The organism is Duganella sp. (assembly GCF_039595735.1).
GTDB lineage: Bacteria > Pseudomonadota > Gammaproteobacteria > Burkholderiales > Burkholderiaceae_D > Rugamonas.
Window position 1 is genome coordinate 1 of record NZ_JBCNLB010000011.1, and the last position, 23,999, is coordinate 23,999.

The 23,999-nt window shown below is 64.6% G+C and carries 17 protein-coding genes; 8 read left to right on the plus strand and 9 right to left on the minus strand.

Annotated elements, in window-relative coordinates; genetic code table 11:
- Window positions 1-204: 204 nt before the first annotated feature.
- From ABDW57_RS18105 to ABDW57_RS18115, 3 genes are read left to right on the plus strand one after another with little or no spacing between them, the layout of a single operon-like run.
- Window positions 205-1,659 carry an alkaline phosphatase gene (locus tag ABDW57_RS18105; RefSeq protein ID WP_343731568.1) on the plus strand — a complete coding sequence of 485 codons (1,455 nt, stop codon included), beginning with the start codon at window positions 205-207 and terminating at the stop codon, window positions 1,657-1,659.
- Window positions 1,660-1,684: 25 nt separating this feature from the next.
- Complete coding sequence (locus ABDW57_RS18110) at window positions 1,685-3,079, plus strand: alkaline phosphatase (protein ID WP_343731569.1); 1,395 nt, start codon at window positions 1,685-1,687, stop codon at window positions 3,077-3,079.
- Window positions 3,079-3,735, plus strand: a complete 657-nt coding sequence (locus ABDW57_RS18115) for a hypothetical protein (RefSeq protein WP_343731570.1) — start codon at window positions 3,079-3,081, stop codon at window positions 3,733-3,735. Before ABDW57_RS18110 ends, ABDW57_RS18115 begins: the two co-directional genes overlap by 1 nt.
- A gap of 96 nt (window positions 3,736-3,831) precedes the next feature.
- Here ABDW57_RS18115 and ABDW57_RS18120 read toward each other — a convergent pair whose 3' ends face one another.
- The 3 genes from ABDW57_RS18120 to ABDW57_RS18130 are packed head-to-tail and all read right to left on the minus strand — an operon-like array spanning window position 3,832 to window position 11,131.
- Window positions 3,832-5,940: a TonB-dependent receptor gene (locus ABDW57_RS18120; protein ID WP_343731571.1), complete on the minus strand. Its 2,109-nt coding sequence runs from the start codon at window positions 5,938-5,940 to the stop codon at window positions 3,832-3,834.
- Window positions 5,937-10,010, minus strand: a complete 4,074-nt coding sequence (locus ABDW57_RS18125; protein WP_343731572.1) for an EAL domain-containing protein — start codon at window positions 10,008-10,010, stop codon at window positions 5,937-5,939. The genes ABDW57_RS18120 and ABDW57_RS18125 overlap by 4 nt, the downstream gene beginning before the upstream one ends.
- An 11-nt stretch (window positions 10,011-10,021) precedes the next feature.
- Window positions 10,022-11,131 (minus strand): ABC transporter substrate binding protein, encoded by a 1,110-nt coding sequence (locus tag ABDW57_RS18130; protein WP_343731573.1) that lies wholly within the window; start codon window positions 11,129-11,131, stop codon window positions 10,022-10,024.
- Window positions 11,132-11,335: 204 nt separating this feature from the next.
- On the opposite strand from ABDW57_RS18130, the gene ABDW57_RS18135 reads away from it, so the two are divergent.
- Complete coding sequence (locus tag ABDW57_RS18135; protein ID WP_343731574.1) at window positions 11,336-12,718, plus strand: MATE family efflux transporter; 1,383 nt, start codon at window positions 11,336-11,338, stop codon at window positions 12,716-12,718.
- 5 nt (window positions 12,719-12,723) lie between these two features.
- Here the strand turns inward: ABDW57_RS18135 and ABDW57_RS18140 are convergent, their stop codons facing one another.
- The 6 genes from ABDW57_RS18140 to ABDW57_RS18165 form a co-directional block, all read right to left on the minus strand.
- Window positions 12,724-13,134: a hypothetical protein gene (locus ABDW57_RS18140; protein WP_343731575.1), complete on the minus strand. Its 411-nt coding sequence runs from the start codon at window positions 13,132-13,134 to the stop codon at window positions 12,724-12,726.
- 10 nt (window positions 13,135-13,144) lie between these two features.
- The gene (locus tag ABDW57_RS18145) at window positions 13,145-14,347 is read right to left on the minus strand and encodes a hypothetical protein (protein ID WP_343731576.1); all 1,203 of its coding nucleotides are present in this window, start codon (window positions 14,345-14,347) and stop codon (window positions 13,145-13,147) included.
- 203 nt (window positions 14,348-14,550) lie between these two features.
- On the minus strand, window positions 14,551-14,766 hold the full coding sequence (locus ABDW57_RS18150; RefSeq protein WP_343731577.1) for a hypothetical protein: 216 nt from the start codon (window positions 14,764-14,766) through the stop codon (window positions 14,551-14,553).
- A 7-nt stretch (window positions 14,767-14,773) separates the two neighbouring features.
- Window positions 14,774-15,055, minus strand: coding sequence for a DUF1971 domain-containing protein (locus ABDW57_RS18155; protein ID WP_343731578.1), 282 nt, complete (start codon window positions 15,053-15,055; stop codon window positions 14,774-14,776).
- A 16-nt stretch (window positions 15,056-15,071) separates the two neighbouring features.
- Window positions 15,072-15,449 carry a group III truncated hemoglobin gene (locus ABDW57_RS18160; RefSeq protein ID WP_343731579.1) on the minus strand — a complete coding sequence of 126 codons (378 nt, stop codon included), beginning with the start codon at window positions 15,447-15,449 and terminating at the stop codon, window positions 15,072-15,074.
- Window positions 15,450-15,516: 67 nt separating this feature from the next.
- Window positions 15,517-19,056: a CHASE domain-containing protein gene (locus tag ABDW57_RS18165; RefSeq protein ID WP_343731580.1), complete on the minus strand. Its 3,540-nt coding sequence runs from the start codon at window positions 19,054-19,056 to the stop codon at window positions 15,517-15,519.
- Window positions 19,057-19,174: 118 nt separating this feature from the next.
- Here ABDW57_RS18165 and ABDW57_RS18170 point away from each other — a divergent pair, with 118 nt between their 5' ends.
- The 4 genes from ABDW57_RS18170 (at window position 19,175) to ABDW57_RS18185 (ending at window position 23,991) form a co-directional block, all read left to right on the plus strand.
- Complete coding sequence (locus ABDW57_RS18170) at window positions 19,175-20,908, plus strand: ATP-binding protein (RefSeq protein WP_343731581.1); 1,734 nt, start codon at window positions 19,175-19,177, stop codon at window positions 20,906-20,908.
- Between the two features lie 81 nt (window positions 20,909-20,989).
- Window positions 20,990-21,397 carry a DUF2141 domain-containing protein gene (locus tag ABDW57_RS18175; protein ID WP_343731582.1) on the plus strand — a complete coding sequence of 136 codons (408 nt, stop codon included), beginning with the start codon at window positions 20,990-20,992 and terminating at the stop codon, window positions 21,395-21,397.
- 12 nt (window positions 21,398-21,409) lie between these two features.
- Window positions 21,410-22,828 (plus strand): carotenoid oxygenase family protein, encoded by a 1,419-nt coding sequence (locus tag ABDW57_RS18180; protein WP_343731583.1) that lies wholly within the window; start codon window positions 21,410-21,412, stop codon window positions 22,826-22,828.
- Window positions 22,825-23,991 carry a histidine kinase gene (locus ABDW57_RS18185; protein WP_343731584.1) on the plus strand — a complete coding sequence of 389 codons (1,167 nt, stop codon included), beginning with the start codon at window positions 22,825-22,827 and terminating at the stop codon, window positions 23,989-23,991. The genes ABDW57_RS18180 and ABDW57_RS18185 overlap by 4 nt, the downstream gene beginning before the upstream one ends.
- Window positions 23,992-23,999: the final 8 nt, after the last annotated feature.

A 23,999-nucleotide genomic window follows, 5' to 3' on the forward strand; every position in this document is an offset into this window, starting at 1 on the left:
CCGTGATCAGCGCCGTCATGCATAAACTCGCACACCTCATTTATGGCGTGATCCATACCGGCAAGCCTTTTGATCCCAATTACCTGTCAAAAGGCCTTGCTATTCAAGACGGTATCTGACCCCGACTCTGGCACGGATTTCGTCATAGGCCGGTCATAAACGTTTGCTATCTTGCAAGCCTTTCTAATAAGCCGGATTGACGCTATGAATTGTAAGTCTCTTTTGGTCGCTGCATTGAGTGCCGCTTTCCTGGTCGCCTGCAGCAGCGATAACGCGCCTGACCAGACTCTCCCCACCACGCCAGTGGCCGCCGCGCCGAAGAATGTGATTTTCTTTCTCGGTGATGGCATGGGCCTGACTACCATGACCGCCGCCCGTATCTATGCCGTCGGCGAGGATGGCGAGCTGACCATGGATACGCTGCCGGAAACCGCATTCGTCAAGACTTTCTCCAACGACGCCCAGGTGACCGATAGCGCACCGTCCATGGCCGCTTACATGACCGGCGTGAAGATGAACAATGAGGTGATCTCGATGTCGCAAAACACGGTGGCTGTCGATCCGATCGCCGATGCGGCCGGCAATAAGCTGGGCAATAACTGCGGCGCCAATAACGGCACCGCCGCCGCCACGCTGCTGGAACTGGCCAAGGCCGCCGGCCTGTCGGCCGGTGTGGTCAGCACCGCGCGCGTGACCCACGCCACCCCAGCCGCCACCTATGCGCATATCTGCCACCGCGATCTGGAGAACGATATCGCCGCAGCCGCAGTGCCAGGCGGCACCGGCTATAACAGCGCGCTCGGCACCACCGGCCTGGATGTGCTGATGGGCGGCGGCAGCCAGTTCTTCAAGCCAGTCAAGGACGGCGGCAAGCGCGCCGACGGCCGCGATCTGATCGCTGAACTGAAGGCCAGGAACTACGCCTACGCCAGCAACGCCACCGAGTTCAATGCCATTGACGGCACCAAGACCGACAAGCTGCTCGGCCTGTTCACCTCCAGCCATATGAGCTATGACCTCGACCGCGATCCGGCCAAGGAGCCCAGCCTGGCCGAGATGACCACCAAGGCCATGGATGTCCTGGCCCGCAACAGCAAGGGTTACTTCCTGATGGTGGAGGGCGGCCGCATCGACCACGCGCTGCACGAAACCACCGCCAAGAAGGCGCTGCAGGACACCGTCGCTTTCGATAACGCCATCAAGGCTGCCATCGCCAAGGCCAAGTTGACCGATCCAACCCTGGCCAACACGCTGATCGTGGTCACCGCCGACCACGATCACACGCTGGTCCTGAACGGCTACGCCAAGCGCACCGGCAAGACCACCGCCGCCAACGCCGGCGTGCTGGGCGTGGTGAAGAACTATGTCACCGGCGCGGTGGACAAAGATCTGGACGGCGCCCCGTACTCGATCATCGGCTTCGGCAACGGCGAGAATCGCGTGCAGGCCAGCCGCGCCAGCCAGGCGTCGCTGGACGATACCGTCACCAGCGGGAATACCTACCATCAGGAGGCCGTGGTGCGCATGGGCGTCGGTTCTGAAACCCACGGCGGCACCGACGTTTTCCTCGGCGCTATCGGCAAGGGCGCGGATACCTTCAATGGCACCATCGACAACACCAAGGTGTTCAACCTGGTGAAGAGCGCAGCTGGCCTGTAAATCATTTGAGATCGGAATATCGTACATGAAACGCACTTTTATCGCAGCCGCGCTGACGCTGACTTTCGCCCAGGCCGCCCACGCGGCAGGTGAGGCCAAGAACATCATCTTCTTCCTGGGCGACGGCATGGGCCCATCCACCATCACCGCTTCGCGCATTTACAAGTACGGTGAGGCCGGCAGTCTGACCATGGACACGCTGGAACGCACGGCACGCATTAAGACTTATTCGAACGACGCGCAAACCACGGACAGCGCGCCATCGATGGCCGCTTACATGACCGGTGTGAAGATGAACAACGAGGTGATCTCGATGTCGTCCGAAACCGTGGCCACCAATCCCGGCAAGGACGCCAACGGCAACCTGGGCATCAACAACTGCGCGGCCAGCAATGGCACCGCCGCTGTCACGATTCTGGAACTGGCCAAGGCCAAAGGTAAAGCCGTCGGCGCCATCACCACCACGGAACTGACGCACGCCACCCCGGCATCGACCTTCTCGCACATCTGCAACCGCAACGCGCAATACGCGATTGCCGCACAGGTGGTGCCGGGCGGCGCTGGTTATAACACTGCGCTGGGCGACGGCGTGGATGTGCTGATGGGCGGCGGCCGCAATCACTTTACGCCCTACAGCGCCACCAACACCGCCGGCCGTGCCGATGGCCGCAATCTGCTGACCGAACTGGCCGCCAAAGGCTATGTCGTGGCCTCGACCAAGGCCGAGATGAACGCCGCTTCCGCCGGCAAGAAGTTCATTGGCCTGTACAGCAGCAAGAGCCACCTGGAATATGAGCTGGACCGCACCGCCACGCCGCCAGTGGGCGAGGGCGCCAATCAGCCTAGCCTGGCCGAGATGACGGTCAAGGCCATGGATCTGCTGTCGGCCAACAAGGATGGTTACTTCCTGATGGTGGAAGGCGGCCGTATCGACCACGCGCTGCACGGCACCAACGCCAAGCGCGCGCTGACCGATACCATCGCCTTTGACGACGCCATCAAGGCGGCGCTGGACAAGGCCAAGGCTACCGATCCTACGCTGGCCAATACGCTGATCGTGGTGACCGCTGACCATGACCACACGCTGGCTTTCAATGGCTACGGCAAGAAGGGCAATCCTATCCTCGACATCAATCGCGGTTATCGCGATAACCAGCCGAGCAAGGATGCCGATGGCAATACCTACACCACGCTGGTGTTTGGCAACGGTCCGAATCGTCCGAACACGCGCGCAAATCTCGACAGCGCGACGGTATTGGCCGATAACTATCTGCAGGAGACTGGCGTGCGTCTGGCCAGTGAAACCCACGGCGGCGGCGATGTGAAGCTGTTTGCCACCGGTGCTGGCGCCAAGAGCTTCAAGGGCACGCTGGATAACACCAAGGTATTCGGCCTGTTGAAATCTGCCTTTGGATTCTGATGAAACGTTTGTATCTGTTGATGGCCGCGCTGTCCGTGGCCGCTTCCGCCGCCGCGACTGACCTCGATGTGAAGATCGCCTATTACAGCAAGGTGGTCACGGCGGAGGGCGTGACGCGGGAAGCGCGTTACGAGGAAAGGATGCTGCGCCGCGCCGGCCATGTGTGGAATGCGCGCGTGCTGCCCGCGCATGCGGAGAACGATCACAAGGCCGGCCCGCACAAGCATTTCAATCACGTGGTGCTGCCGCGCCATGTGATGCTTGAAAACGGCAAGCCGCGCGTGGAATTCTTCGATGCGCATGCGAAGGAGGTGGTGTCGGTGCCGCCGGCGGAATACGACAACATCAGTTTCGACGGCTCCTGGGACCACGCCTACTATCTGCTGGACAGCAAGCGCCTGAAGGCGATGCCGCTGTCCGCTCGCGCCTCGTCCGTGCCCGGCGCCCGCTGGCGCGAGCGTGAAGAGAAAGGTTTGTTCGAGCGTGTGCTGTGGGACGATCAGCGCCAGATTCCGCTGGTGATTGAGAGCGGCGACAAGGCCGCCACTTTCTTCAATCGCATGGAGTTGAGCGTGCAGCCCGGCCTGACGCGCGAGCTGCCCTGGCAACAGCTGAAAGGCTACGCGCACAAGGAATACTCGGATTTCCTCGACTGATTTGTCAGGCGATGGTGTCGACCACGCCGCCTGTCACGCGCAGCGATGGCGTAGCCGATGCCGCGCGTGAGTCAGTCCGGCCGATGCATTTTCAACCTAGCGGGTCTGGATCGATGCCTGCAGCGATATCGCCCGCGGTGCCATGGGCAGGTCGTACGGCAGGGTGAGGCCGGGCGCCGGACTCGGTTCGCGCACGTCGGCGTTGAAGACATTGCGCAGCGCCAGTGTGTAGTTCCATTGGTTGCGCCCATTGCGCGTGCCGGCCGTCAGGTCCAGCGTGGTGTAGTCGCGCGGCGCGGGACGCAGGTCGCCCACGGCGCGCTTGCGGCCCGCCACCCAGTTGACTTGCGCGCCCGATTGGTAGCCGCTGGCGAAAGCCCAGTCGGCGCGCCCATACAAATGCTGGCGCGGCGCGTAGCCGGCGTCGGTGTGGGTGGTTTCGTCGATGGAGCGCTGCCACGCATAGTTGCCGGTCAGGCGCAGGTCGCGGTTTACCGTCCAGGCTGATTCCACCTCCACACCATGGCCGTTCTGATTGCCGGTGTTGGCGTAAGTGGCGCCGGTGCCCGCCAGTGCATTTGCCACGGTGCGGATGATGTCTTTCATGTGGTAGCGATACAAGGTCAGGTTGACCGTTGCATCGGTATTGGCCTGCCACGCGAACGACAGTTCGGTGGTGGTGTTGCGCTCCGGTTTGAGGTTGGGATTCCCCAGCGCCACCGGGTTGGTGATGCCATAGCTTTCCGCGAAGGCCGGGGCGCGGAAGGCGCGCCCGTACAGCAGCTTGACGGTGAGGTCGAAGCTGGCATCCCATACCAGCGCCGTACGCGGGTTGGTGGTGCCGCCAAAGTCCGAGTACTGGTCGTGACGCACGCCTGCTGTCAGCATCCAGTCGGTGGCGAAATTCCATTCGTCCTGCAGGTAGACGTAATCGATCTGGCGCCGCTGCGGGCGCAGGAACGGCGTGGTGTACGTGGTTTCCACCACCGACGGCAGCGGAATCGGCGTGCCGTTGGCGGTGTAGTTGAAGTTGCGGTATTCGCGGGTGCGATACAGGTCGATGTCGTCGTGCCCCACGCCCAGCCGCAGATGGTGGGCGCGCACGCCGCTGTAGTCCGCATATGCGGAGAAGCGGTAAGCGCGTTCCCATGTGTTTGGCGCGGCGATCATCCCGTCCGGGAACACACCGGTCGGCAGCACCGTGCCTGGGGGCAGCAGCCGGTACAAGGTCGATATCTCCTGCACATAGGACTGTGCGCTGAGACTTGTGCCCAGCCCCAGGTCGCGCGTCACTTGCGGTTCGGCCCAGGTCAGGCTGGCGGTGGCGCGGTCGCTTTGCTGGCGGCCGACCGGATCCAGCGCCGAGGCGATGCCGGCGCCGCTGCCCATGTCGAACCGGCGTTTGTAGCCGAAGCGCGCGCGCCATTGGCCGTAGGCCAGGTCCAGATTGGCATCGATGGCCTTCAACTGGTTATTCAGCTGGCCCGGCGCCAGCGAAGCATGGGTGCGGAACAAGGTGTCGTTGCGGCTTTGCGCATCGGCTTCGATGGTGCGGTGGAAGCCGTCGGTGCTGCCGACGCGCAGATAGGCCGCCACGTCCAGCGCGCCGACTTTGCCGCCGTGCTGCACCCAGGCGTCGTAGGTGCTGAAGGAGCCGGCGCGCACGCCGATCTCGGTGCCCGCGGTTTCGTTGGCGCCCTTGGTGATGATGTTGATTACGCCGGAGTAGGCATCCGATCCGTACAGCGCCGAGCCGGGGCCGCGGATGATTTCGATGCGCGCAATATGTTCGACCGGGTAGCCGCCCCACACATTGCCCTTGTTGCCGACGTAGGCGGTGGTGATCGGGACGCCGTTTTGCAGCATCAGAATCTGCGGCGTGTAGGCGCTGACGATGCCGCGCACCACGTACAGCGGCGAATAGCTGTTGGGTGTGCGGTTGACGTGGATGCCGGCCACGCTTTCCAGGATCTGATCGAGGTCGGTGGCGCCCATGGCGGCGATGTCGGCCGCCGTGATGACCGAGGCCACCGCCGGTGCGCGGCGCAGCGCTTGCAGATTGCCGGTGGCGATGCTGACGCTGTCGCCGGCGCCGTACACCAGCGCCAGTTCATCGTCATCCGCGACCGGCGTGGCCTGCGCGGCCATCAATGGGAGGGTGAGTGCCGCTGCTACGCACAGCCGTTGGGCGCCCGACTTCTTCAAGATGCTGACTCCGTATTTGTTTTTTTCATCAAACGTCGCGCCAGCTCCTCGAATTGATCGGCGGGGATGGCGGGACTGAGGTGGTAGCCTTGCATCAGATCACATTCGCGGCCCGCAAGGTAGGCCAGTTGGGCATCGGTTTCCACGCCTTCCGCCACCACTTCCAGACGCAGGCTGTGCGCCAGCGCGATGATGGCGCTGACGATGGCGCCGTCGTCCGGATCCTGCGGCAGATCCTGCACGAAGGAGCGGTCGATCTTGATGATGTCGACCGGGAAGCGCTTCAGGTAGGACAGCGACGAGTAGCCGGTGCCGAAGTCGTCGATCGACAGGCGCACGCCCAGCTCGCGCAGGCGGTGCAGCGCGGCCAGCGTGTCCTGCGCGTTTTCCATCAGCGTGCTTTCGGTGATTTCCAGCTCCAGCAGGTGCGGCGGCAGGCTGGTGTCGCCCAGCACCGCCTCCACCGAGGCGGCGAAGTCTTTTTGCAGCAGCTGGCGTACCGACAGGTTGACCGCCACGCGCATCTCCGGCAGGCCGGCGCGGATGAACTGCTGCAGCTGGGCGCAGGCGGTGCGCAGCACCCAGTCGCCCAGCTGGTTGATGATGCCGGTTTCCTCGGCCAGCGGGATGAAATCGGCCGGCGGTATCATGCCGCGCACCGGATGGCGCCAGCGCACCAAGGCTTCCATGCCGACGATGCGGCCGCTGTTCAGGCAGGCCTGCGGCTGGTAGAACACTTCCAGCTGCTGCTGTTGTTCCATGGCGCGCCGCAGGTCGCTCTCCAGCCGCACGTGTTCGGAGATGGAGTGTTCCATCGACGACTCGTAGAACTGGAAGCCGGTGTTGGTGCGCTTGGCGCGGTACATGGCGCTGTCGGCATGCTTGACCAGGTTGGCGACGTCGCTGCCGTCATGCGGGAACATGGCGATGCCGACGCTGGCGGTGACGAAGATGTCGTGGCCGTCGATCGGGAAGGGCGCGGACAGCGCACGTACGATGTTGTGGGCCGCGGTGGCGGCGGCGGCCGGGCTGTCCAGTTCATTCAGGACCACGGTGAATTCGTCACCGCCCAGGCGCGCCACCGAGTCGGCCAAACGCACGGTCTGTCGCACGCGCTGCGCCACCGCCTGCAGCAGGCGGTCGCCAATGGCGTGGCCGAGATTGTCGTTGACGTATTTGAAGCGGTCCAGATCCATGAACAGCACCGCCACCTGCTGGCCGGCGCTGCGCGCGTGGTCGATGCTCTTGCCCAGCAGTTCAAAGAACAGGGTGCGGTTGGGCAGGTTGGTCAGCACGTCGTTGTAGGCCAGGTGGCGGATGCGCTTCTCGGCGCGATTGGCCTCGATGATGCGGCGCACGCGCTGCGACAGCACGGCGTAGTGGATCGGCTTGGGGATGTAGTCGCTGGCGCCGGCGGCAAACGCGCGCTCCACCGAGGAGTTGTCCTGCAGCGCGGTGATCATCAGCACCGGGATGTCGGCGCCGTTGGGCAGTTCCTGCATGCGCGCGCAGGCGGTGAAGCCGTCCATCACCGGCATCATGGCGTCCATCAGGATCACGTCCGGCTGGAAGCGGCTCAGCATCGACAAGGCCTGCTGGCCGTCCGAGGCTTCCTCCACGCGGAAGCCGTCGCGCTGCAGGGTATGGCGCAGCGTGCTGCGGGTGCTGCGGTCGTCGTCCACCACCAGCACTTGCGGCGTGTCGTCGTTCAGGTGCAGGTCGTCCGGTTCGGTGTAGCTCAGTTCCGCGCGCAGGAAGGCGGCAACGGCCTGATATTGATCGTTCAGTGGCGCCAGCAGCGGCAGGATGCGCTCCGGCTGGCCGGCCGCCGCCAGCTGTTCCGCCTGCAGCGCCAGTTGCGCCAGAGCGTCGGCGCCGAAATTGCCGGACGAGCCCTTGAGCGCGTGGGCGCGGTTGCGGGCGGTGTCCATGTCGCCGTTGCGCACCGCCTGCGCCAGTTCGTCGAGGCAGATCGGCGTGTCTTCCAGATACGGTGTGACGGCATGCGGCAGCGAGCCGCCCAGCACTTCGCGCAGCTTGTCGAAGATGTCCAGGTCCAGCGGCGCCGGCCCCGCCGCCCGGCGCGCCGGCGGCGTGACGGTGAGCGAGGTTGGCGCCGGCGCGCCGGCCACGCCGCCGGGGCCACCCTGCGGCAGCCACTTTTCCAGCTTGTGGCGCAGTTCGACCAGGGTGATGGGCTTGGCCAGATAATCGTCCATGCCGGCGGCCAGGCACTTTTCCGCATCGCCGATCTGGGTGTTGGCGGTCATGGCGATCAGCGGCGTGCGGCGGCCCAGCGCCTGCTCGGCCAGGCGGATGTGGGCGGTGGCTTCGTAACCGTCCATCTCGGGCATGCTGCAGTCCATCAGGATCAGGTCAAAGCGGTCGCGCTGGGCGGCGCGCACGGCCTCCAGGCCGTCGGCGGCAAACTCGCATACGCAGCCGTTCATGGTCAGCATGCCGGCGGCCACCATCTGATTGGTGCGGTTGTCTTCCGCGATCAGCACGCGGTACTGGCGCGCGGGCAGGGCGCGCGGCGGCGCATGCGGCACGGTGGCAGCTGCCACCTGCGCCGGCTGCACCGGCGCGCGGCGCGACGGCACCGAGAAGGTAAAGGTGGTGCCGCTGCCGGCCACGCTGCGCACGCTGATCTCGCCGCCCAGCAGTTCCACCAGCTGCTTGCAGATGGCCAGACCCAGCCCGGTGCCGCCGTAGCGGCGGGTGGTGCTGGGGTCGGACTGCATATACGCTTCGAACAGGCGGCGCTGCACTTCCTCGCTCATGCCGACGCCGCTGTCGCGCACTTCAAATTCAAGTACCAGCGGCTCGGCCGTCATCGCGCTGACGCTGATGACCACTTCGCCGCGCTCGGTGAACTTGACTGCGTTGCCGGTCAGGTTGATGAGGATCTGGCGCAGCCGCAGCGAGTCGCCGATCACGCAGTCCGGCACGCCGTCGGCCACCAGCCAGCTGACGCCCACGCCTTTCTGCTGCGCCGGACGGGCGACCAGTTCCGTTACCTCCGACAGCAGTGCCGCCAGGCTGAACTCCGCTTCTTCCAGCGTCAGCTTGCCGGCTTCCATTTTGGAGAAGTCCAGGATGTTGTTGATCAGCGCGATCAGGGTGCGCGAGGAATTCCACGCGACGTCGACAAACTCCTGCTGGCGTTGGGTCAGGCGGGTTTCCTTCAGCATGTCCAGCATGCCGACCACGCCATTGAGCGGGGTGCGCACTTCGTGGCTGACGGTGGCCGCAAACTGCGCCTTCATCTGCGCCATGTTGACGGCGGCGTCGCGCGATTCCTTCAGCTCCGCCTCGCGCTGTTCCAGCACATTCATCATCTGGTTGAAAGCCTGGCCCATCTCGATCAGGTCGCGCGGGCCGGCCGGCGTGGCGCGCATGCCGGATTCGCCGGCTTCCGCGCGCCGCATCAGGCGCGAAAGCGCATTGAGGGGATTGAGCATATGGCGCGTGAGCAGGCGCGCCAGCACCAGCAGGATGACGGCAAACGACAGCGTCAGGCCCAGGTTGCCCAGCAATAGCGACCAGGTCAGCTTGTTCAGCGTGGCCTTGGACAGCTGCACGTGCACATAGCCCAGCAGCTGCTGTTGATGCTCCTGCAGTTCAAACGGCGACGCTTCCGCCTGGCCGCCGTACACCGGCGCCGCGAACACCCAGCCGTCCGCGGTTTCGCCGGCCATGCCGGCCAGCGACGCCGGCACCCGGTTGAAGATGGCCGGATCGAGCCTGGCGCCGCCCTGCGCGCGCGACAGCAGCACCGCGCGGCGCGCATCCATGATCTGCAGGCCGGCCACGTCCGGGAAGGCCAGCGTGGCGTTGACCACGTCGCGCGCGTTTTCCGGCGAGTGGAACAGCAGCGCCAGCGTGCTTTGACGCGCCAGGCTGTCGGCAATGCGCTGGCCCTGGTCGACAAAGTGGTCGCGCATGCGCGAGTTGGCGGCCCATGCGTTCATCAGGGCCGAGAACACCGCCAGCCCGAGAATCGCGGCAGAAACGATGATGGTGAGCTGTCGCTGAAATCCGGTGCGGCGCAGGAATTGACGGATCATATTCATCGGGCTCAGGGTTGTGGATACACGAAATCGAAGCTGCGCTGCTGCAACGCGCCCAGATTAAGACCGATATGGCTGGCGGTACGCAGATTGATCGCGGTTTGCAGTTCGCGCAGCGGCACCAGCGGGCGGCGCCGCACCTCGCCGGCGATCACGCCCATGGCCGACGCGGCCAGGGTGCGGCCCAGTTCCACGTTGTCCGGCACCATGGCAAACAGGGCGCCTTTTTTCACGTGCAGCACATTGCTGGAGAATAGCGGCAGGTTGCTGTTCCACGACTCGCGCAGCACCAGCGGCAGGATGGTGCTTTCCTCGACGGTGGTGCTGTCGTGCGGCAGCCAGACGGCGTCGTGGCGGTTGTCGGCGCTGGCAATCAGCTGGTTATACAGCTTGGCGGCGCTGGCCAGATCGGTCGCCACGTGGGCCGACAGTTCCAGGTTCTGCGCCCGCGCCGCTTCGCGCGCCAGCTTGATCAGCCAGTCGGATTTGGCCGGGTTGTACACCACCACGATGCGGCGCAGCTCCGGCAGCAGCACGCGCAGGCGCGAGAACAGCATGGCCGGATCGGGCGTCATGCTGATGCCCATCACGTTCTCGGATTCCGACAACAGCAGCACGCCGCCGGCCAGCACCGAGATTTCGCGGTCAAAGCCGGCGGTGGCGTTCAGGCCCTGGCGGCCCAGCGCGATCACCACCTTGGTGCCGCTGCGCTTGAGGATGTTATTCAGTTCGGCGGTATCGACCTTGGGATCGACCGGATAGCTGCGCACTTTGAGCTTGATGCGGTCTTCGATACCCTGGATCATGGCCAGAAAGGCGGAGCGGAACGGCTCTTCCACATTCGGATACACCACCGCGATGCTGCCTTTGTTGAGCGAGGCCTGCACCTCGGGGCGGCGCAACTGGTCTTCCAGTTGCGCCAGCGTGACCGGGCGCACGTCCGGACGCAGTGGAGCGGGGATGGTCACCACGTCCAGCGGTTCGATCAGCATGCCGGTCTCGGCGGCAGCGGCGCCGGCGGCGCTGAACTGCAGCACCGAACCGGTCGCTTGCGCGGCGCCGGCCAAGATGAGCTGCACAGCGGCGGCAAACAGGGCAATTATTATCTTTTTCATCATGCTAACGTTACTGCACCGGCAGGCGGACAGCGCCGTGATGATGCTTTCATAGTATAAGTCGAGTCTTTGCTAAATCGGAAACTAAATCGGACAGGGATCGTTGTTGGCTGGCGACAAGTAAGGGGTGTGATAGATTTTGCAAATAATACGATTGGAAGCGCTTCCGCATGGTAGAGTAAGCAGCAATACTTTATTCCAATCATCATGTCCGCCTCCAGAACGCCGATCCGCACGCCGCCCATGTTCAACCTAGCGTGGCCGCTGCTGGTCGAGCTGGGGCTGGCGATCGTGGCCAGCGTGGTGGGCACGGCGCTGGCCGCGCGCATTTCAGACCAGGCCGGCGGTGCGTTTGCCATTGCCAGCCAGGTGTCGGCGGCCTTGTTCATCCTGTTCCGGATTATCGGCGCCGGCGTCAGCGTGGTGGTCACCCAAAATCTCGGCGGCGGCCAGCGCGAGGCGGCCAACAAGGTGGCGCGCGCGGTGGTCGGCGCCAGCACCTGGCTGGGCGCCGCCACCGGTTTAATCGCCATGCTGGGCGCCACGCCCTTGCTGCATCTGCTGAATACCCCGGCCGAAGTGTTCCCGCTGGCGGCCCCATTTTTGGTGACGCTGGGGCCGGCCATGCTGTTCGACGCCTGGAATGCTTCCATGGCCGGCGTCATGCGCGCCCACCTGCGCACGCGCGACACGCTGGTGGTGCTGATCATCATGCACGTCACCCATCTGCTGCTGGCGCTGCCGTTGATGTACGGCTGGGGGCCGCTGCCGGCACTGGGCTTGCCCGGCTTTGCCATTGCCCTGACCGTCAGCCGCATGGTGGGCCTGGCGCTGCACCTGCTGATGTGGCGCGAGCATTTGCACATCACGGTGGCACGCCAGGACTGGTGGCGCCTGCCGCGCCGTGAGCTGGCGGCCGTGCTGCATATCGGCCTGCCCGGCGCCGCCGAAAACATCGCCTGGCGTCTGGCCTTCATGGTCAGCGTGGCGACGGCGGCGGAACTGGGCGCCAAGGCGCTGGCCACCCAGGCCTACGTGCTGCAGCTGATGGGCGGGGTAATGATGTTCAGCATCGCCACCGGGCTGGCGGTGGAAATCGTGGTCGGCTATCTGATCGGCGCCGGCCAGCTGCGCGAGGCACACCGGGTGGTCAGGCGTTCGCTGGCGCGCGGGCTGGTGGTGTGCGTGCTGATTGCCGCCGCCGCGGCGCTGTGCGGGCGCTGGCTGCTGGGCTGGTTCACCCAGGATCACGAGATTCTCGCGGCCGGCGCCACGCTGCTGTGGATTACCGTGGTGCTGGAGCCGGGCCGCACCTTCAACCTGGTGGTGATCAATGCGCTGCGCGCGGCCGGCGATGCGCGTTTCCCGGTGATGGCGGGCGCGTTCTCGATGCTGTTCGTGCTGGCCGGCGGCAGCTGGCTGCTGGGCGTGGTGCTGGGCTGGGGACTGCCAGGCGTATGGGCCGCCTACGCCGCCGACGAGTGGATCCGTGGCCTCATCATGTGGCGGCGCTGGCAAACCCACGCCTGGGTGCCGCATGCGCGCCATTCGCGCAAGCGGCTGCGGCCCGCCATCGTGGTCGAAGGCTAGCGCGCTTACTGCACGGTGAGGATGACTTTGACGCTGTCGTCCACCGCCGACTTCTCGATGTAGCCGATGGCGCTGGTGTCGGCCGCCACCGCTTTCTTCACTTCCGCGCTGGAGCCATATTCCTTGGGCGCGCTGGCTTTGCCGGTGAACACCAGCTTGGACCAGATGGCCTTGACCTGGGTGGCATCTTTGTCCAGCACCTTCTTGTAGAACTCGTTGCGCAGCGCGCCGTCGGTATGCTCGACCGGCGTGAACAGCGTCGACTTGCCGAGGAAGAACTGGGCTGCCTGTTCGCTGAACATGCGCGTGGCCGGGTTCTTGGGATTGACGATGACGACGATTTCCGCCGCAAGGACGGGGGCCGCGGCCAGCCATACGCCGGCCGCCAGCAGCAGCTTGCCGATAAGGTTGTGCATGGCGTTCTCCTTAGAAGACGAAATCGATCGCGGCGGCATACACATTCACGCTGCTGCCGGCGAAACCGGGTTTGGCGTTGACGAAGTAGCCGTTGCCTTCGCGCGTCTTGATGCGGTCCATCTGGATCTTGAGCGCGGCGGACTTGTAGAAGTCCCAGCGCAGGCCGATCGCATTGGTCGACTGCAGGCCGCCCTTGACCGCGCCGTTGATGGCGGCGCTGAGCGGCGCCAGCGGTCCGCTGGTGGGCAGGGTGGAGAAACTGCGGCGGCTGTCCTGCCTGACGTCGCCATGCATGTAGTAGGGCACGAACTTGCCGTAGCGGTAGCCCAGCATGATGTACCAGGAGCTGGTGTCCTGCACCAGGCGGGTATCGGTCTTGCGCTTGGCGTATTCGGCCTGGCCGATGATGTTGTTGTAGTCCATCGAGATGCCGGCCGAGTTGAACGTGCCTTTCACGTCGGTCAGCGGCAGTTCGGCCAGCACGCTGCTCAGGCCGGCCGCGCGGGCGGTTGCCACCAGCGTATTCAGGCTGGCGTTTTCGTACAGGCCGAAGGTGGCGCGCGAATGGCCAAGGCGATAGGTGAACGGACCGTTTTCCAGCACCACCTGGGTCGAAATCACCGGTTTGAATTCAATGTAGTAGTTGCCGGGCGCGCGCACCTTGCTGCGGCCCACCGCGGCTTGTGCGGTCACGGTGCTGTCGCCAAAGCTGTGCTGGTAGATGATGTCGGCACCGTCGGCGTTGTCGACCGTGACCTGGCGGTACACCTCGTTGGGCGGACGCAGCATGGTGTTGGCATAGCCGACGTTGCGGACGTCGGAAATCATGTAAACCGGCAGGCCGATGCGGCCGAGGCGCAGCGAGAATTCATCGTTGAGGCGGATCTTGGCAAAGGCCCAGGCCAGTTCGGCGCCGAACTGGTCGTTGTTGCCGTTCTTGCGCACCAGTCCCTGCACGGTGAAGGACAGGGTATCGCTGTATTTGGCAGTGGCTTGCAGGCCGAGGTTGGAATCGACGCCGGGCCGGGCATCCTTGCCGACGCCGGCCGCCTGGTTGGTGCGGTTGAATTCCGCCTGGTCGGTGTTGGTCATGGTCAGGGCGCCGGTGCCGAAGCCGCTGACAGTGATGGGCATGCCGTCCTGCGCATGGGCGGTCATGCTGAGCGTACTGAGGATCGCTAAAGTGGTGATGGCGAGCTTGGGTTGTTTCATCGTGTCTCCCCTCCGTGGTTATCGTTGTAGTACGGCAGTGCCAGTATCGGCGTTTTCCCCGGAAATGTCACAATTCCGTTGTGAGACGGCAACGATGGGAGATGAGCTGTGATGCAAACGGCAAGCTTACCTAAAGGGCATTGAGCGTATCGGCCAAATACGCTGGCAGGCGCTCATGACACAGTTTTAGCGACAGCCCGCCGTCAGAGCGCCTCGATTGCGGGATAGAATTCGCGGTCTTCGCGCTGCATGCGTTCATACAGTGCCTTGAGCACCTGGTTGGCTTCATCGCGGAAAGTCTCCGGTTCGGCTTCCAGCAGGCGCGGGGTATTCCATTTGGCGGCAAAGTTCAGATAGCTGCCAGCCAGCGTCTTGTTGGCGCTGGCCTCCAGCGCCGGGTACAGGATGCGGTCTTCCACCGCCAGATTAACGGTGAAAGTCCACTTGAAAACGTACCGGACCGACCAACTGGACTTCGTGTTCGATCTGCGGTTCGACCACGCCATCGTGGCCTGGAGTGAGCAGCACTTCTTCCGGCGCCACACGGGCATCGGTAATGCGGTACAGCAGGCTGCCTTCGAGGATGTGAATGCGGCCCCACACGCCGGCGGCGGTAGTGTGGCCACGCTGGAGAGCAGCCGGCGTGCTGTCCTGGGTGAAGACCGCCGTGCTTTTGTAGTGGGCGGCGCTGGCGGGAATGCTTTTCATGACATGCTCCTGATGGTCAAGCGGCTTTTACTTCGCCGAAGAAGCCATACTGCAGGCTGGCGGCGATGCGGCAGGCCACGGTCTCGAATTCGGCGGCATCGGCGGGGCCGAACAGGCGCCTGGTGGTGGCGCGGAACAGTTGCAGCCAGCGCCGGAAGTGCTCGGGCGTGATGCCGCTCAGCGCCATGTGCTTGCCGTAGACATTGCCCTGGAAGCCGCGCTGGCCCAGCATGACGGTGCTCCAGAAGTCCACCATGCGCGCCAGGTGAGACGTCCAGTTGCGGCCGATGGCCAGGTCGAACACCGGCCCCAGTTCCGGATCGGCGCGGACGTCGTCATAAAATGCATGGACCAGCGTGGTGATTGAGTCGGGGTTCAATGGCAGCGGCGACATGATGGCTCCTTAAAGATTCATTTGAAATACTACATTAAATCCGCGTTGTGTTCAACCGGCAGGCGCTTTAGCGGCCGGCCGCGGTCTTCAGGGCAGGAGGGAGATTGCGGGCGATCACGCGCAGCATTTCCTCGACGTCGATCGGTTTGGCGATGAAATCGTTCATGCCGCAGGCGAGGCAATGTTCGCGCTCGGACGCCATCACGCCGGCGGTCATGGCCAGCACCGGCAGATGCAGCCCCAGTTCGGTGCGGATTCTGGTGGTGGCTTCAAAGCCGTCCATCTCCGGCATCTGCACGTCCATCAGCACCAGGTCGTAGCGGTGGGCGTCGGTGCGCAGGCGCTCGACGGCTTCGCGGCCGTTGTCGACCGCCTCGATCACCGCGCCGGCGTGGGTCAGCATGCTGGTGGCCACCAGCTGGTTGACCGGATTGTCTTCCACCAGCAGCAGGCGCACGCCGTCCAGCCGCTGGCCGCCGCTGTCGGTGTTCACATCGGCCGGCGCGCCCTCCGTGTCGCGCGCGCTGGCCTGCGCCTGTTGCAGCGTTTCGGCCAGGCGGGTGCCGGTGACAGGCTTGAGCAGCACCGCGTCCGCAGTCTGCGCGCCATCGGTATGCAGCAGCTTGCCCTGGCCGAAGGCGCTGATCATCAGGATTACCGGCAGCCGGCGAATAGCGGCGTCGCCGCGTATCGCCTGCATGGTGGCCAGGCCGTTCATGCCCGGCATGTCCCAGTCCACCAGCACGGCGTCGTAATGCACCGCCGGGTTGCGCAGCCGCGCCAGGCCCTGTTCGCCGCCGTTGGCGCTGTCGCAGGTCCAGCCGCGCGCATGAATGCTGCGGCACAGGTAGTCGGCGCTGGTCTGATCGTCGTCGATCACCAGCAGATGCTGCACCGGACCGATGGCCGGCGCGCTGTCCGCATTCAGTTGCAACGGCACGCTGAGTATGAATTCGCTGCCGACGCCGGGCGTGCTGCGCACGTCGATGGCGCCGCCCATCAGCGCGGCGATGCGGCGCGAAATCGCCAATCCCAGCCCGGTGCCGCCAAAGCGGCGCGTCATCGAAGCGTCGGCCTGGGAGAATGGCGCGAACAACTGCGTCAGCCGCTCGGGTGGAATGCCGATGCCGCTATCGCGCACCGTAAAGCGCAGCGTGGCCGGCGCCGCCTCCAGCTCCACCAGTACCGATACCGCGCCTTTCTCGGTGAACTTGATGGCATTGCCGACCAGGTTGATCAGCACCTGCTGCAAGCGGTGGCCGTCGCCAATCAATGCCTGCGGCACGCCGGGCTCCACGCCGATGGCCAGCTCCAGGTCCTTCTCGCCGGCGTTGACGGTCATGATGGTGGCGATCGCTTCCAGCATGGCCGACAACTGGAATGGCGCTGGCGCCAGCTCCATGCGGCCCGCCTCGATCTTGGAAAAATCCAGCACGTCGTTCAGGATGCTCAGCAGGGAATTGCCCGATGAACGTATCATCTCCACATACTTCTGCTGCTCGGCCGACAGCGAGGTATTGCTGAGCAGGTGCGTCATGCCCAGCACCGCGTTCAGCGGCGTGCGGATTTCATGGCTCATATTGGCCACGAACTCGCTCTTGGCACGGCTGGCCGCCTCGGCCTGGTCGCGCGCCGCGATCAGCGAACTTTCCGACTGGCGCAGGGCGCCGGTCATCTGGCGTGCCAGCGCGGTGGCGTAGGCCTGGCGCGCGGTCAGCGCACGCACCACGCCAAAGAACAGCAGGCTGATAATCACGCCGGCCAGCAGCACGATGTGGGATTTTTGCCGGTCGATGGCATTTTCAAACGCCGGCTGCGACGCGAAGCGCAGCGTCCACTGATGATGCAGCAGTTCCAGCGGCATGGTGCGCAGATAGGGATTCGGGTACAGGCGCGGATCGGCCGGCTCGCGGTCGCTGGTGTACAACAGTGCTGCCGGGGCGGGCGTGGCGCCATCGAAAATCTCCAGCCGCACCGTACGGTCGGCCGGGCCGAGCAAGTCCTGCATCAATTCGTCGGCGCGAATCGGACTATAGGCAAAGCCCTGCAATGCCGCCATGCGCTGCTCGGGCGTGGCGTGCTGCGTCAGGAGCGCCTGTTTGCGGTAGATCGGAAAATAGATCAGAAAACCCGGCAGGCCAGCCTTCAATTCATCCTGCACCAGCACCACCTTGGCGGTCATGGCCGGCACGCCGCTGCGGCCGGCCTGCAGCAACGCCACGCGGCGGGTCGGTTCGGACATCATGTCGTAGCCGAAGGCGCGCAGGTTGCGGCCGGCGAATGGCTCCAGGTATGTCACCACCGCGGACATGCCGAAGTCCTTCGCGTCGTGCTTATTGTTCCAGATGCGGAAGTCCTCATACCCTTGGTAGCGCAGGTCTTTTTCCATGGCGCCGCGCTGCTCCGCGTGCAGGAAAATGGCGTAACCAAGTCCCATCACGCCGGGGAAGTTGTTGTGCAGGTCCATGCCCTCGGTGAAATCGCGCCACTGGTCGCGGCTGGGATCCTGCTGCGCCTTGAACAGGGCCTGGGCACCGCGCAGGCCCGATTCGTACAGCGTCATGCGGCGGCTGATACGCTTGGCGATGTCCGCGCACTCGGCGTCGAACTGCTCCTGGGCGCGGCGTTCGGTGCTGGCGGCCAGCAGGTGCCACACCGCCACCGTCAGGCCGACGCCGATCAGCAGTGTGCCCCATTGCGCGGCGCTGTAGCTGGCCGCGTCGCCGGCGCGCTTGCGTTCGTTGGCATCCGCGCACAGCACCATGGCGATCAGGCTGCACAGCATGATGAAGGTGGAGAGCGAAATCAGCGCGTCATTCAGGGTGCCGACGGCGAACGGACCGCGCCCGTTGATGGTGCCGAACACCGCGCTGCCGGCCGCGATGATGCAGACCATGCTGGCGCCGCGCAGGCCATGGCGATGCGAAGACCAGGCGATCGCCAGCACGAACAGATAGGGCAGCCATCCCAGACCGTCGTCGTAGGAATAGCGGCGGCCGAATACGACCAGCGACAGCAGCAACAGCAACAGCAGCGACAACGCAATTTCCAGCGCCATGCGCCAGTTCCACTGCGGCCGACGGCGCAGACACCACACCAGAATGGCAGGACCGACCAGCAGCACGCCGGTGGTATCGCCGACCCACCAGGTCAGCGCGATGGTGTTGTAGGCGGCGGCTGGCGCCAGGCCGAGAAGCACCAGCGTGGTGCTGCCGACACCGGCGCTGACGGTGCACATGGCCATGGCCACCAGCGCGAACTTGTAGACGTTCTGCTGCTGGCCCATGGGCTGCTTGATGTCGAAATAGCGCCGCACCAGCCACACGCCGGTCAGCGCTTCCAGCGTATTGCCGCTGGCGATCAGCAGCGAAGCCAGACTGACGTTGCCGCTCAATGGCAGGTCGTTGCCGAGGAAGGTGGTGACATTGGCGATCAGCGCGCCGAGGAACACGGCAGGCCAGGCGCGATAGCCCATCAGCAGCAGCGCCGCAAAGGCAATGCCGGACGGTGGCCAGACCGGCGTCGCGTTGGTGTGGGCAAACGCCAGCTGCAGGCTGGCGTGGGCGATCAGGGCATAGCACAGCGTGAGAAGCGTCAACGCGCGCATGGCAGAGTCTTGGGTTTGTCAACGATGAGTCACTATAGCGTAATTATAGTCATAATGGTTTGGCATTCATGTCGCTGACAGGTTATATTTTGACATCCTGTTTCATAGCGAGCTTATCTTGTCCCTGCCGTTCAACGATGCCTTGATTGTCGCCTTGTCGGTGGTATTCGCAGCATTGGCCGGCCTGTTTTCCCTGGTCAGCAATGCCCGCCAGAAGGCCGGGCGCGATGCGGCGCTGCTGCGCTCCAGCGAAAGCGAGCGCCGCGCGCGCGTGCTGGCCGATACGCTGCCGCTGCTGATCGCCTATATCGACCGCGATCTGCGCTACCGTTTCGCCAACGCCCATTACCGCACGCAATGGGGGCTGGACCCGCAGGCCATGCTGGGCAAGACCGTCAGCGAAGTCTTTGGCCCGGCCGCGGAACCCTGGCTGAACGACTTGCGCAGCGCGCTGGAGGGCCGTCGCTTGCATTACGAACGTGACTACCAGGGAGCAGACGGTGTGCACCACTTTCTGGTGGACCTGGTGCCGGATGTGGGCGCCGACGGCAAGGTGTCGGGTTTCTATCTGACCGCGATGAATATCACGGACCGCAAGAACAGCGAGCAGCGCGCCGAAGCGGCCAGCCGCGCCAAGAGCGAATTTGTGGCGAATATGAGCCACGAGATCCGCACGCCGATGAACGCGGTGCTGGGCGTGGCCTATCTGCTGGAGAACACCCCACTGAATGAAACGCAGCAGGAATACGTCGGCATGATACGGTCCTCCGGCCAGGTGCTGCTGGGGATACTGAACGATGTGCTGGACTTTTCCAAGATCGAGGCCGGCCGCATGGAGCTGGCGCCGGCGGCGTTCCGTCCGCGCGAGCTGCTGGACTCGGTGGCAAACGTGATGACGCCGAATGCCAGCATGCGCGGCATCAGTCTCTCCATCGGCGCCGACCCGCAGGTGCCGCAGGTGCTGATCGGCGATGCCATGCGGCTGCAGCAGATCCTGATTAATCTGGTTGGCAATGCCATCAAATTTACCGAGCGTGGCGGCGTGACGGTGCGGGTGTCGCTGCCGCAGGACGATGTGGGGCAGGGCAGCGCGGTCAATCTGCGCTTCTCGGTGCGCGATACCGGCATTGGCATGGACAGCGAGCAGCAGAGCCGCCTGTTCTCCGCCTTCAGCCAGGCCGACGCCTCGACCACGCGCCGCTTTGGCGGCACCGGCCTGGGACTGGCGATCTGCCGCCGGCTGGCGGAGCTGATGGGCGGCGATATCTCGGTGCGCAGCATGCAGGGCGCCGGCAGCGAGTTTCTGGTGACGCTGCCGTTTGCCGTCGCTGCCGCGGATGCGGTGGTGGAGCAGCCGGTGTGGCATAACGCGCCGACGCAGGGCTGGCTGCTGGAGCAGCCGCAGGAACCGATTGCGCCGCCGCCCACACCGGCCGCGCAGGAACCGGCGGCGGATGCGCCGCGCCTGCAGGGACTGCGCCTGCTGCTGGTGGAAGATCATCCGCTCAACCAAGTGGTAGCGCGTGGCATGCTGGAACATGCCGGCGCCAGCGTGGTGGTGGCGGAGAACGGCCAATTGGCGCTGGAGCGCCTGCGCGAACAGTCGTCCGATTACGACATCGTGCTGATGGACGTGCAGATGCCGGTGATGGACGGCTTTGAAGCCACCCGCAGGATACGCGTTGAGCTGGGTCTTAAACTGCCGATATTGGCCATGACGGCGGGCGTGATGCAATCCGAGCAGGATCAGTGCATTGCGGCCGGCATGGACGATTTCATCGCCAAACCGGTGGATGTCGAGCAGATGCTGGATACCATTTCGCGCCACTGGAACGCAGTTCGCGCCGTTTAGCCGCACTTCGTCGCAAGGCCGCGCGGGCTTGCGTGGAGCTGGATAAAGTGGCATCACACTTTATCCACCCAGGAGTTCAGCATGTCCAAATTGATACTCACCGCACTGTTTGCCGCCGCCGCGCCGGTGTTTGCCGCCGACCTGACCATCAACGTGGAGGGCATCGCCAGCGCCGAAGGCCAGGTGATGGTCGCCATCTACAACTCGGCGGACACCTTCCCGACCAAGCCGGTACGCGCGCTGGCCGTACCTGCGCACGCCGGCAGCGTGCAACTGGTGGCATCCGACCTGCCGCCCGGCGATTATGCTTTCGCGCTGTATCACGACGCCAACGGCAATGGCAAGCTGGATCGCAACCCGGTGGGTATGCCGACCGAGGACTATGCCTTCAGCAATAATGCCATGGGCAAGCGCGGTGCACCACGCTTTGACGATGCGCGCGTCTCGCTGCCGGCCGATGGCGCCAGCACCACTGTCAGCCTGCGCTGATCGGAGGCCGTGATGATCAACCGTCGCCAATTTATCAGCCTCGCCGCTCTGGGTGTGGCGCCATTTCCGGCGCTGGCAGGCAGCACCTTTTCCGCCGTCGGCGAACTGTCCGGCCAGGCCACGGTGCTGGGCCGCTTGCCGGCTGACCTGCGCGGCGTCTTCTATCGCAACGGGCCGGGACGCTATGAACTGGGCGGCGAGCGCTATCATCACCTGTTCGATGGCGATGGTTTTGCCCAGCGCTGGCAAATCGCCGATGGCAAGGTAAGCCACATGGGCCGCTTCGTCGCCACGCAGAAGTTCGAAGAAGAGAGCAAGGCCGGCCGCTTCCTCTATCCAGCCTTTGGCACCTACATCGGTCGCAAGGGCGTGAAGAACAACGATACTGTCAACGTGGCCAATACCAATCTGCTGCCGTTCAACGGCGGCGTGTACGCTCTATGGGAAGGCGGTTCAGCGACCGAAGTCGATCCGCAAACCCTGGCCACGCGCGGCGTCAAGACCTGGCGCAAGGACTTGAAGGCGATGCCGTTTTCGGCCCATCCCAAGATGGATCCGGACGGCGGGCTGTGGAACTTCGGGAATATGCCGGGCGCCGACCAACTGATCATCTACCGCCTCAATGCCGCCGGCGAGGTGGCGCGCACCGCCATGATTCCGGTGCCGCAGTTGAACATGGTGCACGACTTTGTGGTCAGCGGCCGCCATCTGATTTTCCTGCTGGCGCCATACGACATGCGTCCAGCGCCCGAGCGCAGCCTGGGCGAAAGCCTGCAATGGGCCGGCGACCAGCGCCCGCTGCGGGTGGTGGTGGTCGCCAAGGACACGCTGACGCTGCGCCAGGTGTTCGAACTGCCGGCGCGCTCGGTTTTCCATCTGGGGAATGCTTATGATGACGGCGCCTGCACCCGGCTGGACGCGGTGCTGCACGATGGCGATGCGCTGATCAAAACCTCGCTGGCGGCGCGTGAGCAGATACGCCCGCTGCGCGACAATCAGAGCAGCACGGTGCAAATCACGCTCGATTACGCCACCGGCACGGCGCGCGAGGCGCGGCTGTTCGGCGTCAGCGAATTTCCGCGGGTGGCGCCGCAAGTGGTATCGGCACGCCACCGCAAGCTGCTGGTGCTGGGCGCCAGCAGTAACGAGCTGACGCTGGACAGCGTGAACCTGATCGATACCGATAGCGGCAAGGCAGACAGTTACGCCTTCGGCGCCGGCTGGGAGGTGGAAGAGCACGTGCTGGCGCCGCGCCGTGGCGCGCGCTCGGAGACGGATGGCTATGTGGTTGGCGTGGCCCAGCACCACCATCGCGCCCAGACCGTGCTGACGGTGTTTGATGCGCACAACATGAAAGCCGGTCCGATGGCATTGGCGCGCTTGCCCTATCGCGCACCGCTTTGCTTTCATGGTAACTTTCTGCCGACATGAAAAATTCAACCGATATTCCCACGCTGTCGCATCCGCTGGAGCTGATCCCCTTGTTTCGCCGCTGGCCGCGTTCGGCGCGGCGCGACATGCTGTACACCGTCATCTGGAGCACCGGCATGGGCCTGATGTTTGCCTCGGTGGAGATCGTGGTGCTGCGCCAGAATGCGCTGGCCGCGCAGAACATCTGGCCTTTGCTGCTGATCTCCAATCTGATCGGCGCCATGATCCATGCCGGCACGGTGCTGTCCAACCGCTTCCTGCATGGCTGGCCGCGCCGCGCGCGCGGATTGCCGCGCGTGTTATTCAGCATGCTGCTGATGGGCGTCAGTGTGCCGCTCGGGATCGCGCTGGGGAATCTGATCTGGCGCGGCACCAGCCCGCTCCGGGTGCTGTCCAACCGCAGCGTGCTGGCCGAGGCGCTGGTGATCGGCGCCAGCTTGGCGGTGCTGCTGTATCTGGTGCGTCTGGCCGCGGACCGGCGCGCGGCACGCGCGGTGGAGGAGGCCAGGCAAAAGGAATTCCTTGCATCCAGCGCGCGCATGCTGGCCGAAGCCCGCCTGCGCGCATTGCAGGCACAGATCGAACCGCACTTCCTGTACAACACGCTGGCCAATGTGGTGAGCCTGATCGGTCCGCAGCCGGCGCAGGCGCAGCACATGCTTGAGCGCTTCATCGACTATCTGCGCGCCAGCCTGGCCGCCAGCCGCAGCGAACAAGTCACGCTCGGCTCCGAGAGCAAGCTGATTGCATCCTATCTGGACGTGCTGGCGGTGCGCATGGGCGACCGGCTGCGCTACCGTATCGAGTTGCCGGACGAATTGCGGCAGTTCCCGATCGCGCCGATGCTGCTGCAGCCGGTGGTGGAAAACGCCATCGCGCACGGGCTGGAACCGAAAGTGGAGGGCGGCGAGATTGTGCTCAGCGCCCGGGTGGAGGGCGGCCATGTGGCGGTGCGCATCAGCGATACCGGTGTGGGCCTGAATGAGGCGGCGCCACGCAAGCCGGGCGGCGGCGTGGGCCTGAGTAATCTGCGCGAACGCCTGCGCAGTTTGTACGGCACCAACGCTAAGGTAGAATTATTGGAAAATCAACCTTGCGGCATGACGGTGCGCCTGATGCTGCCTTTGAATGCGAGTCCAACATCGATACCATCCGCGCCCTGATCGCAGAC

Bases quoted from the DNA above. Each gene is read 5' to 3' on its own strand.
- ABDW57_RS18110 (WP_343731569.1), top strand. From the start codon at position 1,685: ATGAAACGCACTTTTATCGCAGCCGCGCTGACGCTGACTTTCGCCCAG.
- ABDW57_RS18115 (WP_343731570.1), top strand. From the start codon at position 3,079: ATGAAACGTTTGTATCTGTTGATGGCCGCGCTGTCCGTGGCCGCTTCC.
- ABDW57_RS18165 (WP_343731580.1), bottom strand. From the start codon at position 19,056: ATGCGCGCGTTGACGCTTCTCACGCTGTGCTATGCCCTGATCGCCCAC.
- ABDW57_RS18185 (WP_343731584.1), top strand. From the start codon at position 22,825: ATGAAAAATTCAACCGATATTCCCACGCTGTCGCATCCGCTGGAGCTG.
- ABDW57_RS18130 (WP_343731573.1), bottom strand. From the start codon at position 11,131: ATGATGAAAAAGATAATAATTGCCCTGTTTGCCGCCGCTGTGCAGCTC.
- ABDW57_RS18155 (WP_343731578.1), bottom strand. From the start codon at position 15,055: ATGAAAAGCATTCCCGCCAGCGCCGCCCACTACAAAAGCACGGCGGTC.
- ABDW57_RS18145 (WP_343731576.1), bottom strand. From the start codon at position 14,347: ATGAAACAACCCAAGCTCGCCATCACCACTTTAGCGATCCTCAGTACG.
- ABDW57_RS18140 (WP_343731575.1), bottom strand. From the start codon at position 13,134: ATGCACAACCTTATCGGCAAGCTGCTGCTGGCGGCCGGCGTATGGCTG.
- ABDW57_RS18160 (WP_343731579.1), bottom strand. From the start codon at position 15,449: ATGTCGCCGCTGCCATTGAACCCCGACTCAATCACCACGCTGGTCCAT.
- ABDW57_RS18175 (WP_343731582.1), top strand. From the start codon at position 20,990: ATGTCCAAATTGATACTCACCGCACTGTTTGCCGCCGCCGCGCCGGTG.
- ABDW57_RS18105 (WP_343731568.1), top strand. From the start codon at position 205: ATGAATTGTAAGTCTCTTTTGGTCGCTGCATTGAGTGCCGCTTTCCTG.
- ABDW57_RS18125 (WP_343731572.1), bottom strand. From the start codon at position 10,010: ATGATCCGTCAATTCCTGCGCCGCACCGGATTTCAGCGACAGCTCACC.
- ABDW57_RS18135 (WP_343731574.1), top strand. From the start codon at position 11,336: ATGTCCGCCTCCAGAACGCCGATCCGCACGCCGCCCATGTTCAACCTA.
- ABDW57_RS18180 (WP_343731583.1), top strand. From the start codon at position 21,410: ATGATCAACCGTCGCCAATTTATCAGCCTCGCCGCTCTGGGTGTGGCG.